This is a genomic window from Pedobacter miscanthi (assembly GCF_032678605.1).
GTDB lineage: Bacteria > Bacteroidota > Bacteroidia > Sphingobacteriales > Sphingobacteriaceae > Pedobacter > Pedobacter miscanthi_A.
This window is the reverse complement of the sequence record NZ_JAVTSU010000010.1, coordinates 1-12,270: the sequence shown is the minus strand read 5'-3', so window position 1 is coordinate 12,270 and position 12,270 is coordinate 1. Positions and strand designations below refer to the sequence as shown.

Sequence of the window (12,270 nt, the reverse complement as noted above, 5' to 3'; positions counted from 1 at the left end):
AACCAATCATGAACGTTTCTCCAGATCTAAATAAAAGCAAAAACCTCACCATTGCGGTTACGGGTTTAAATGCAAACGATAACCCAGGCCCTGGTTTGGCAGTTATACGCGCATTGCGTGCTGGTTTTGGAGCTGATTTACGCATTATCGGGTTAGCTTACGAAACCCTGGAACCGGCGATTTATTTGCGGGATCAGGTCGATAAAACCTATCGGATTCCTTACCCAACAGCCGGAACTGAAGCTTTAAGAACCCGTATACAGCAGATTCAGGAAATAGAGCATATAGATGTACTCATCCCTAATTTTGATGCAGAATTATACAATTTTATAAAAATAGAGCAGGCTTTGTTTCAAATGGGAATCAGGACCTTTTTGCCATCACACCATCAACTGGAGCAGCGGGATAAAGTTAACCTGCGCCAATTTGGCGAAAAGTATCAGTTTAATGTACCTGCTGATGAAGTAATTTTTACGGCTTCTGAAATAGACAATGTTGCGAATAAATTCGGCTTCCCATTAATGGTGAAAGGTAAATTTTACGAGGCACATACCGCATTGAATATTGCCGATGCGCATAAAGCTTTTCATAAACTGCATGCCAGATGGGGTTTGCCTATCATTTTGCAAAAATTTATAAAAGGAACCGAAATTAACATTGCAGGATTAGGCGATGGAAAGGGAAATGCCATCAGTGTGATTCCGATGCGTAAACTTTACATTACTGAAAAGGGTAAAGCCTGGGCAGGGATTACGATCGAAGATGAAAAATTGATAACCCTGGCCAAAGATTTTGCAAAAGCAACCAATTGGAAAGGCGGTTTCGAACTCGAAATTATGAGGGAAGATGATGGTAGCTTGTACATTATGGAGGTAAATCCACGCTTTCCGGCCTGGGTGTACTTAACGGTTGCCGCCGGACAAAACCAGCCAAAAGCTTTGGTAGATCTGGCTTTGGGCAGACCGACAGACGAAATGAATACTTATAAGGCGGGTAAAATGTTTATCCGCTATGCCTGGGATAATATTGTAGATGTAGAAGAATTCCAGAAGCTATCGGCCTTTGGAGAACTATGAGAAAGGTAGAAGTTTTAGGGCGTAAGGTATAAGGCGACTAATCCCGGATCAATTCAATCTTGATACCTGATACTCACTACTTGATACTTAATACTCACATCTTGATACTTATAGCCTGATACTCGATACTATACAAATTAACGCTAAAACAATGAAACAAAAATACGAACGACCAACCATAAGGAAGATGAATACCGGACTGATGAACAAGTTTGGTACCCGTAGCGATTTCGATCCTGTAGAAGCGATAGATGGTGTTCCGGTTAAAAGTTTGGCAGCTGAGTTTGGCTCGCCGGTTTTTGTATTATCAGAAAAGCAAATCAGGCGTAATTATCAGGCTGCCGTGCGATCATTCAAAACGCGTTATCCGAAAGTTCAATTCGCCTGGAGTTATAAAACCAATTATTTAAATGCCGTTTGCAAGGTTTTTCACCAGGAAGGAAGCTGGGCTGAAGTAGTCTCAGGTTTCGAATACCATAAAGCTTTAGGTAATGGTGTTGCTGGTAACCAGATTATATTTAACGGACCGGATAAAAAGGAAGCAGATTTAATCCTTGCTATAGAAAATCATTCACTGATTCATATTGATCATAATGACGAGTTATATTTAATCATTGACATCTGTAAACGCATCAATAAAAAAGCAAAAGTAGCGCTTAGGGTTAATTTTGATACCGGTGTTTATCCTGTTTGGGATCGTTTCGGTTTTAACTACGAAAACGGGCAGGCGTGGATGGCAATCAATAAAATTGTAGCTGCCGAACAGCTCGAGCTGGTTGGTTTACATTGCCATATAGGTACCTTTATGTTGTCTGCCGCTGCTTATTCGGTGGCTGCAACCAAACTTTGCGATTTGGCCATGCGCTGTAAAAATGAATTGCAGAATCCTATCCAATATTTAGATTTAGGCGGAGGTTTTCCTTCAACCAATACCTTAAAAGGCGCTTATCTGCCTGGGATTGATACCGTGCCATCTGTTGAAGATTTTGCCGAAGCCATTACCAATACCATTTTGGATTTCGGCTTCGCGCCTGATGAACTTCCTCTTTTAATTTTAGAAAGTGGTAGGGTACTCATTGATGATGCCGGTTACTTAATTGGAAGTGTGTTGGCTAACAAACGGTTGAGCGATGGAAGACGGGCAACCATCCTCGATTTTGGTATCAATATTTTATTCACTTCCAATTGGTACGATCATAAAATCAGCGTTGCTAAAGAAGCCGGTCAATATACCGAAGAAACTGTTTTGTTTGGCCCCTTATGTATGAATATTGATGTGGTACGGGAGAGCATCACTTTGCCGCTTTTAGAGCGTGGAGATCAAGTGGTGGTACACAAAGTCGGGGCCTATAACATGACCCAATGGATGCAGTTTATCAACATGCGGCCGGCGGTGGTATTGATCGATATGGAGGGAAAAAGTCACCAGATCAGAAAACCTGAAACACTGGCCTATTTAGAAATGATGGAGGAAGTGCCGGTACATTTAAAATAAAATAACCCCCTGTAAATGCAATTAATTTGAGTGATAAAATAAACAAAGGATGTCGTCCTGAGCTTATCGAAAGATAAAAGTTTTATATGATTATCAGGAAGCGCCGACAAGCTCAGCCCGAAAATTAATGATGCCGAGATTAAATGACCAAGATTAAATCAAAAATTGAAAAAACAACTACAATACTATCTTAATGCAGCTTTAAACAGCTACGCAATCTTATTCTTTTCACAGAATAAGATTTTAGGTGTGTTATTGCTTGTAGTTTCGATGTTTAATTTAAATGCAGGGTTCTCAGGCCTGATTTGTGTTAGTTGCTCGTTAATTTTGGTAAACGTTTTAAAGTTCGATAGAGAAAACATTAAGTCAGGCCTTTATAGTTTTAATTCGTTACTGCTGGGCATTGGTTTTGGTACGTTTTTCAATTTTAACCTTAGTTTTTGGTTTTGGTTATCAGCAGCATGTTTGCTTTGCGTAGTGCTAAGTGTTAATTTAACTTCATTTTTAGGTAAGTACGCCCTGCCAACCTTATCTATTCCATTTATCATTACTTTTTGGGTTGTTTTAATTGCTGCAAGTGCTTATCCAGGAATGGGGTTAATGCAGAAAAGCAGTTCTTTGTTGTTTGAGCTGAATACCGACGCACCTTCGCATTTTACCAAACTTTGCCACTTTTTCGATCATTTAAAAATACCTGCGTACGCATTACTTTTCTTCAGGTCGGTTAGTGCTGTGTTATTTCAGAATAGTGTATTGGCTGGCATATTAATCAGTATCGGGGTTTTTATCCATTCGCGTATTGCTTTTAGCTTATTGCTAACCGGTTTCATTACCGCGTGTTTAGTAAATAATATCAACGGTACCTATCCTGATGGTATCAGCAATTATTATCTCGGCGCAAACTTTATGATGATAAGCTGTGCAATAGGCGGCTTTTTTCTGATCCCATCTTGGCGTTCCTATTGTTGGGCAATTGTAGTGGTACCATTTGCATTTTTAGTTTTAAACGGACTTTCCAGGGTTGTGGGTATGTATAATCTCCCTGTATTCTCCATGCCATTCTGTTTGGCCGGTATTGGTTTACTTTACTTCTTTATGCTCAGGAAAGGCCAGGGGAAACTACAGCTTACCACCTTGCAGAACTACTCGCCGGAAACCAACCTTTATCAGTTTTTAAACGGGGAAGAAAGGCTTAAAGATTTTAAATACTTTAACCTGGGTTTGCCTTTTATGGGTGCGTGGACGGTTTCTCAGGGTTATGATGGCGAAATTACCCATAAAGGTGATTGGCAGCATGCACTAGATTTTGTATTAACCGATATCGATGGGAAAAGTTACGAGCTGCCCGGTATAAGACCAGAAGATTATTATTGTTTTAACAAACCTGTTCTTGCTGCAGCAGATGGAATTGTTCAGGAAGTGATCTGCCATATCGACGATAATATAATCGGACAGGTTAACCTGGAGCAGAATTGGGGTAACACCATCGTGATTAAACATGCAGAATATTTATTTACAAAAGTTTCGCATTTAAAAAAGAACAGCACAAAGGTTAAAGTTGGCGATAAGGTAAAACAAGGCGATATTATTGGGCTTTGTGGTAATTCAGGCCGCTCTCCAGAACCACATCTGCATTTTCAGGTACAGGCTACACCTTACATCGGTTCTAAAACCCTCGCTTATCCATTCGCTTATTTTTCATCAGCAAACAATTCAAAATCTTTCCAGATTCCAAAAGCAGGCGAAATTATTCAAAAACCGGAAATTAATCCCCATTTAAAAAATGCCTTTCATTTCCAGCCCGGATATATCGGTGTAATAACGGATGATAAAGGAAAAAAGGAAACCTGGGAAGTATTTACCGATGCGTTTAATGCGACTTATTTTTATTGTCGAGAAAACCAGGCTGTAGCCTATTTTGTAAATAATGCCAATGTATTTTATTTTACCAGGTTTTATGGTGATAAAAGATCAATCCTGTTTCTTTTTTATCAATCTGCCTATAAAATCAATCTTTCTGCGCACGTAACGACAGATTATTATGCTATCGACGCTGAGCAGTTTAAACCGTCACTCTGGCTCCAGGACCTCATCGCTCCATTTTTTATTTTTAGCCAGAATATCTATTCTAATTACATAACGCCTAAAAACGATGGATTGAGCATCACTGCTGAGGTACAAAAACAAATTTTTAACCACCATAAAATATTTCTAAATGCTAAAATCTATCTCGATAGCAGAGGCATAACAGGAATGGAATTTGAATACAAAAACAAAAAATTAAAAGTAAAATGGGAAACAAACTTTGTTTAACCGCATTGCTTTTAATTGTTTTAGTAACGATCGGAAAAGCACAAATCTCTTATCAAAAAACGGATAGCACTTCTTTGGCGCTTTTCAATGCTTCAGAATGGCAGAAGCTAATCGTTTACGGAAAGGAGGCACTGAATAATGGCGAAGATTTTCCTTTGTTGCGATTAAGGATCGCCTATGCAAATTATGTAAGGGGAAATTATGTTGAAGCTTTAACCAACTACAATAAAGTTTTAGATTACGATAAATATAATCAGATTGCACTTTATTGCGCGTATTTATGTAATACTTATTTAAACCGAGATGATAATGCGGGTTATCTGGCTTCGCATTTAGATAGTAATGTGGTAGAGGGGGAGCACATCCATTCCTTTAAATTATTGGATATTGGAGCCGAAAGCGGGATAAAGTTTACCAACATTTACGAACGTGGAAATTCATCCTTTTCGAGGGCTTTTATCGATATGAGGTTGAACTATAAACTAAATTTATCCACTTCGTTTTCTTATTATAACCAGCCTGTCCATAACGATAACATCAGCCAGCCGGGTTATTATGCTAAACTTAATTATACTCCTTTCAGGCAAATCAGTTTCATTGGCGCTTACCATTATATGCGGTCTAATTTAAGGCGTTTGGTTTACCAGAATAATGTTTTGTTGGCAGGTATTAAATATGCCGGTAATGGAAGCGATTTGCAGGGAGATTTTGTGCTTTCGCAAATCGGCGACGAAAAAACAAAGCAATATAATTTGCAGTTTGTTAAATATATATCAGGTAATTTAAATTTTTACAGCATCAGCAGGTTCTCGCTTCTTAATGTATTGAATGAGAATAATCTCGTTTTTCAACAATTATTTGGTGTAAAACCTGTCCATAATTTTTGGCTTGAAGGTGTGGTTACTTTAGGTAATCAGTATAATTACGCAGAAGCCGATGCACTATATATGTATAATGGTTTTGATAAAACTAAGTTTAAAGCAGGTGCAAATTGTTATTTTTTGTTAAAACACCACCTAGTTTTAGGATTGAGTTATACATTTGAACGTAAATCTGATAATATTTTTAAATTTAACTATTTACAACACTCAATAAACGGAGGCATTACATGGAATTTTTAAAGCGATTTACCGTATTTGCAATGTTTTGCTTATCTGTTTTTGAGGTAAGTGCCCAAACAAATGCTGCGTTGCAGAAAGCTTTTCAGAATAGTTATAACGAAGAAGGCAAAAAGAATTATGCAGAAGCCATTAGTGATGTAATGCCTTTTTATGCCGAAAATAACTATGAAATTAATCTCCGTATTGGTTGGTTGTATTATCTGGCAAAAAATTATACGGCATCACAAAATTATTATACCAGGGCCATAAACGCCAGACCGAATGCTGTTGAAGCAAAATTTGGCTTAATAAAACCACTGTCTCTTTTAAGTAGCTGGGAAAAAGTGATGGAACAATACAACAACATCCTTAAAATCGACCCACAAAATACCCAGGCTAACTATTGGGCAGGTATTATTATTTATAACAAAAAACAATATGCAGCCGCATCAAAATACTTTGCAAAAGTGGTGGCTTTATATCCATTTGACTACGATGGTAATCATATGCTAGGCTGGTCTTTGCTTTTTTCAGGCAGAAAACCCGAATCGAAGGCTTGTTTTGAACGTGCTTTATTGATAAAACCGGGCGATACATCGAGCACCGATGGATTAAATCGGGCAGCTAAATAGGGCTTAAAAGGCATATATTCAATATATTTAGCAATTATTTATATAATAAAAAATAAAAAATTGATTTATAGGTATTTAACTCTATCTTTGGAGCAAATTAAAATACAATATAATGCAACAAGGAACAGTAAAATTTTTTAATGAAACTAAAGGTTTCGGATTTATCACTCCATCTAATGGCGATGCCGAAATTTTTGTTCATGCTTCAGGCTTAATCGACAACATTCGCGAGAATGATACCGTAAACTACGATGTAGAAGAAGGTAGAAAAGGCCTAAACGCGGTAAATGTAAAAGTAGCTTAAGAAAACTCGAACACATAAATCGTAAAAAGTCCTGGTGCAAACCGGGACTTTTTTTGTGGGGTGAACTTTTGTATGTATCCTTTTTTACCATTAAGAAGTTAAGAAAAAGTTAAGGTTATAGGTTACTTCTCTTAATGTGCCTAATCACTTAATGGTTGTTGCCTTGGTTTATCTGTTTATCATTAAGAAGTTAAGAAAAAGTTAAGGTTATAGGTTACTTCTCTTAATGTGCTTAATTACTTAATGGTTGTTGCCTTGGTTTATCTGTTTATCATTAAGAAGTTAAGAAAAAGTTAAGGTTATAGGTTACTTCTCTTAATGTGCTTAATCACTTAATAGTTGTTGCGTTACTTTTTATCTTTTACTATTAACAATCAAGAAAATAATTCTTATTTTAGTTCCTAAACAGGCAGTTTCTTAACAATTCCCTACAATCATCCCTAAATACCGCATGTTATTAATAACTAGGAGATGACTAAAAAAGAGGTTACACAATTATCATACGAAATAACAGGATTCGCTATTAAAGTACATAGTGTACTTGGTCCTGGATTATTGGAAAGTATATACGAACGTTGTTTAAAATACGAACTTGAAAAAAACGGATACAAGGTTTGTCAGCAATTGTCGCTTTCCGTTATATACGATGATTTGCCAATGGATTTAAATCTGCGACCTGATCTATACATTAATGATTGTGTTGTAGTGGAAATAAAAGCCATTGCAAATATCTTACCTGTGCATCATGCACAACTTCAAACTTATATGAAACTTCTTGGTGCCCCGCAGGGATTGCTAATCAATTTTTTTACTGATAACATTACCAAAAGTATAGTGCCTATCGTTAATGAATATTTTAAGATTTTGCCGGACAAATGAGTATTGCAGATATAGAAATTCTTAATGTCCTTAATGGTAAAAACGGATAACCGACGGTAAATCCAGTTTCCTGCTGGTAAAATGATTTAGCATAACCGCTGATATCAACATTCGAAACCATAAATAACCTCCCAATCTTTCAATTATTTCCGATTATGCTTTAGAATGTTTCTAAATAAATGATTTATCGTTGTTTTGTCATAATCGTTTATAAATTAAACTCATAATTAGATACTTTTGCAAGAAATTTAGATATAAATCCTAATCAAATGAGTGGTTTCGGAAATGCATTTTCTTCATCAATAGGGAAGAAATTCATCATGGGTATTACAGGTTTGTTCCTGATACTTTTTTTAATTGTACACTGCGGTATTAATGCTTTAATATTTATTAACGACGGTGGTTTAACATTTAACGTAGGCGCACATTTTATGGCCACCAACTGGATTATCCGGGCAGGCGAAATTGTGTTGTTTATTGGTTTGCTTGCGCACATTTTTCAGGCGTTACGGTTAACACTGCAAAACCAAAAAGCCAGGCCGGTTAAATATGCTGTAAACGATGGTAAAGCAAATAGCAAATGGTATAGCCGTTCTATGGGCTTATTAGGTACGCTTTTGCTGATCTTTTTGGTTGTCCACCTGAAAGATTTCTGGGTAGTTTCTCGCTTTACCGGAATCCCAACAGTTGATGCCAACGGCCATGAAGATCTTTATGCCGTAATGAAAGAGAAATTTCAGGATCCGGTAAGGGTTGCTGTATATATTTTGGCTATGTTTTCTTTGTGTTATCACCTGTTACATGGTTTTGCTTCAGCTTTCCAAACTTTGGGATGGAACCACTCAAAATATAACGGTATCATTAAAGGAGCTGGCGTTTGGTATTCGATTATTATTTCGATCCTTTTCGCGGCCATGCCGATTGCAGTTTATTTCGGTCTTATTCAATAATTTTTAGCACAAAAGATATGTCAGATATTAATTCAAATATTCCAGAAGGCGAATTAACCAGCAAATGGACAAAATATAAGTCTTCTGTGCCTTTGGTAAACCCATCGAACAAAAGAACTATTGAGGTAATCATCGTAGGTTCAGGTTTAGCAGGTGCCTCGGCAGCCGCTACTTTAGCCGAAATGGGTTACAAAGTAAAATGTTTCTGTTTTCAGGATTCACCACGTAGAGCACACTCCATTGCTGCTCAGGGTGGTATTAATGCCGCTAAAAACTATCAAAATGATGGTGATAGCGTTTACCGTTTATTTTACGATACCATTAAAGGTGGCGATTACAGGGCACGCGAAGCTAACGTACACCGTTTAGCAGAAGTAAGTGCAAATATTATAGATCAGTGTGTGGCGCAAGGTGTGCCTTTGGCACGAGAATATGGTGGTTTGTTAGATAACCGTTCATTCGGGGGTACACAGGTTCAGCGTACTTTTTATGCTGCAGGTCAAACCGGTCAGCAGTTATTATTAGGTGCGTATTCTGCTTTAGAACGCCAGATTGGGATGGGTAAAGTAGAAATGTATACCCGCCACGAAATGCTTGAGGTGGTTAAAATCGATGGTAAAGCACGCGGTATCATTGCACGTAACTTAATTACAGGAGAAATCGAACGTCACTTCGGTCATGCCGTGGTATTAGGAACAGGTGGTTACGGAAACGTATTCTATCTTTCTACCAATGCTATGGGTAGTAACGTTACAGCGGCCTGGAAAGCGCACAAACAGGGTGCCTATTTTGCAAACCCTTGTTACACGCAGATCCACCCAACCTGTATCCCGGTTTCCGGCGATCACCAGTCAAAATTAACCCTGATGTCCGAGTCGTTACGTAACGATGGACGTATTTGGGTACCTAAAAAGAAAGATGATAACCGTAAAGCTTCAGAAATTCCTGAAGACGAAAGAGATTATTATCTAGAGCGCCGTTACCCTGCTTTTGGTAACCTGGTGCCTCGTGATGTGGCCTCTCGTGCGGCTAAAGAGCGTTGCGATGCTGGTTATGGAGTAGGTGCTTCTAAATTAGCGGTTTACTTAGATTTTAAAGCCAATACAGAACGTTATGGTAAAATCGAAGCTTCTAAAGCAGGTAACCACAATCCTGATAAAGAAACATGTATGCGTTTAGGTACAGCCGTGATTAAGGAAAAATATGGTAACCTGTTCGATATGTATGCACAGATTACTGGCGAAAATCCTTACGAAACACCTATGCGTATCTACCCTGCTGTTCACTATACCATGGGTGGTTTATGGGTTGATTATAACTTAATGACATCAGTACCAGGTTTATATTGTACTGGCGAGGCTAACTTCTCCGATCACGGTGCTAACCGTTTAGGTGCATCTGCTTTAATGCAAGGTTTGGCTGATGGTTATTTCGTACTTCCTTACACGATTGGAGCTTATTTATCAAAAGAAATTTCTGTAAAGGCAATCCCAACAGATCACCCTGCTTTTGTTGAGGCTGAAGAAAGGGCTATGGGTATTTTAAATACTTTAATCAATATCAAAGGAACCAAGTCGGTAGATCATTTCCACAAACGTTTAGGTCACATTATGTGGGAGAAATGTGGTATGGCCCGTAACGAAAAAGGTTTAAAAGAGGCTATCGAAGAAATCAGGGCATTACGTCACGAATTCTGGAGCAATGTGCGTGTACCTGGTACGGCTGATGAGTTGAACACTGAATTGGAAAAAGCTGGCCGTGTTGCCGATTTTATTGAGCTGGGCGAGTTAATGTGTATTGATGCTTTAAACCGTAACGAAAGCTGCGGCGGTCACTTCCGTGAAGAGTATCAAACTGAAGAAGGTGAAGCTTTACGTGATGACGTAGATTACGCATACGTAGCCGCCTGGGAATTTAAAGAAGGGGTGAACTTCGAACTTCATAAAGAAGAACTGAAGTTTGAAAATATTAAAGTAGCACAAAGAAGTTATAAATAGTATTAAGTAACTAAGATCAAGTATCAAGACTTGAATTAATTAATCTTGATACCTGATAGTTAATACTTGATGCTTAAATCTCAATATCATGAGTACAGGAAATATGAACTTAACGCTAAAAGTTTGGCGTCAAAAAAATAACAAAACCAAAGGTGCTTTGGTAGATTATAAATTGGCCGATATTTCACCGGATATGTCTTTCTTAGAGATGTTCGATGTATTAAACGAACAATTAATCAATAAAGGCGAAGAGCCGGTTGTATTCGATCACGATTGCCGCGAAGGTATTTGCGGAATGTGTTCAATGTTTATCAACGGCCGTCCGCACGGACCCAAAGATCTGGTTACTACCTGCCAGTTACACATGCGTTCTTTCAAAGATGGCGATACTATCGTAGTTGAGCCTTGGAGAGCGGCTGCTTTTCCGGTAGTGAAAGATTTAACGGTTGATCGTTCTGCATTTGACAGGGTTATTGCTGCTGGAGGTTTTATTTCGATAAACACTGGTAATGCCCAGGATGCAAACAACCTTCCAATTCCTAAAATGCAGGCAGATGCTGCTTTCGAGGCTGCAGCTTGTATTGGTTGCGGTGCTTGTGTGGCAACCTGTAAAAATGCTTCAGCGATGCTTTTTGTGTCCGCTAAGATCTCTCAGTTGGCTTTATTGCCTCAAGGCCAGCCAGAACGTTACCGCAGGGTACAGAGCATGGTAGCGCAAATGGATGCAGAAGGTTTTGGTAACTGTACCAACACCGGTGCTTGCGAAGCAGAATGCCCTAAAGGAATTTCTTTAGAAAATATAGCCCGTATGAACCGCGATTTCGCTTCTGCCAAATTCATTTCAGAAGAAACCGTTTAAAATATACTGTGCATTCCGATTCATCGGAATTCTTGAGCCTCCACATTGTGGGGGCTTTCTAGTTTTAATAAGGAGCTTTATTCCCAATTATGCTCATGGTATTTGCCTAAATACAGGTTAATGGATTACCAATATATTTATTAAATAATGTTGTTTTCTTAGTCGCCTTGTCATGAAAACTCATACATGATTTAACATTTGTTTGATGTTTTGAAAACATTCGAAAGCCTAAGGTTTAAAATCGAAACCTAGTACAACAAAGCAGCTGCGAAATAAAAGTTTGCGAAAGTTGCAACAATCTTATGTCTGCATATTAAAATTTTGCCTAAATAGAAATTTTATTCTGTAATATTTGTATATACATTAAAATTTTCCTAAATTTAGTCCTCCGAGACAGGAGAGAAAACATAAAACCCCGGCAATTTTTGCTGGGGTTTTGTGCGTTTAAGTAAATTGTGGATTTTAAAATCTAGTCCATTTTGAAATTTACATTAATGTTGTATTTCACCCGCACAGGTTTGCCACTTACCAAGCCCGGGTTCCATCTTGGCGATTTGCTCAATACCCTTATTGCTTCATCATCCGTTTCTTTTGTAAGGCCCCTGGTAATCTGAACATCTGTTAAGGTTCCGTTTTTCTCTACTACAAAAGATACAAAAACTTTA

Annotated in this window: 11 protein-coding genes; 10 read left to right on the top strand and 1 reads right to left on the bottom strand. The window is 38.1% G+C overall.

What is annotated here, in order from left to right:
* Window positions 1-8 precede the first annotated feature (8 nt).
* From R2R28_RS15600 to R2R28_RS15555, 10 genes are all read left to right on the top strand, one after another.
* Window positions 9-1,076 (top strand): ATP-grasp domain-containing protein, encoded by a 1,068-nt coding sequence (locus R2R28_RS15600; protein WP_316826615.1) that lies wholly within the window; start codon window positions 9-11, stop codon window positions 1,074-1,076.
* 151 nt (window positions 1,077-1,227) lie between these two features.
* Window positions 1,228-2,571 carry a hypothetical protein gene (locus tag R2R28_RS15595; RefSeq protein WP_316826614.1) on the top strand — a complete coding sequence of 448 codons (1,344 nt, stop codon included), beginning with the start codon at window positions 1,228-1,230 and terminating at the stop codon, window positions 2,569-2,571.
* Between the two features lie 165 nt (window positions 2,572-2,736).
* The gene (locus R2R28_RS15590; protein ID WP_316826613.1) at window positions 2,737-4,884 is read left to right on the top strand and encodes an urea transporter; all 2,148 of its coding nucleotides are present in this window, start codon (window positions 2,737-2,739) and stop codon (window positions 4,882-4,884) included.
* Entirely contained in the window at window positions 4,863-6,005 is a 1,143-nt protein-coding gene (locus tag R2R28_RS15585) for a hypothetical protein (protein ID WP_316826612.1), read from the top strand. Before R2R28_RS15590 ends, R2R28_RS15585 begins: the two co-directional genes overlap by 22 nt.
* Window positions 5,993-6,616 carry a tetratricopeptide repeat protein gene (locus R2R28_RS15580; protein WP_316826611.1) on the top strand — a complete coding sequence of 208 codons (624 nt, stop codon included), beginning with the start codon at window positions 5,993-5,995 and terminating at the stop codon, window positions 6,614-6,616. Before R2R28_RS15585 ends, R2R28_RS15580 begins: the two co-directional genes overlap by 13 nt.
* Before the next feature lie 112 nt (window positions 6,617-6,728).
* A complete protein-coding gene (locus tag R2R28_RS15575) occupies window positions 6,729-6,920 on the top strand; it encodes a cold-shock protein (protein ID WP_010599638.1) in 192 nt (63 codons plus the stop codon).
* Window positions 6,921-7,391: 471 nt separating this feature from the next.
* Entirely contained in the window at window positions 7,392-7,799 is a 408-nt protein-coding gene (locus R2R28_RS15570; RefSeq protein ID WP_316826610.1) for a GxxExxY protein, read from the top strand.
* 269 nt (window positions 7,800-8,068) lie between these two features.
* Entirely contained in the window at window positions 8,069-8,749 is a 681-nt protein-coding gene (locus R2R28_RS15565; protein WP_187592683.1) for a succinate dehydrogenase cytochrome b subunit, read from the top strand.
* A gap of 17 nt (window positions 8,750-8,766) precedes the next feature.
* Window positions 8,767-10,746 carry a fumarate reductase/succinate dehydrogenase flavoprotein subunit gene (locus R2R28_RS15560; RefSeq protein WP_316826609.1) on the top strand — a complete coding sequence of 660 codons (1,980 nt, stop codon included), beginning with the start codon at window positions 8,767-8,769 and terminating at the stop codon, window positions 10,744-10,746.
* Between the two features lie 88 nt (window positions 10,747-10,834).
* Window positions 10,835-11,605: a succinate dehydrogenase/fumarate reductase iron-sulfur subunit gene (locus R2R28_RS15555; RefSeq protein ID WP_316826608.1), complete on the top strand. Its 771-nt coding sequence runs from the start codon at window positions 10,835-10,837 to the stop codon at window positions 11,603-11,605.
* Window positions 11,606-12,074: 469 nt separating this feature from the next.
* Here the strand turns inward: R2R28_RS15555 and R2R28_RS15550 are convergent.
* Window positions 12,075-12,270: energy transducer TonB (locus R2R28_RS15550; RefSeq protein WP_316826607.1), on the bottom strand; the 196-nt coding region annotated here is incomplete at its 5' end.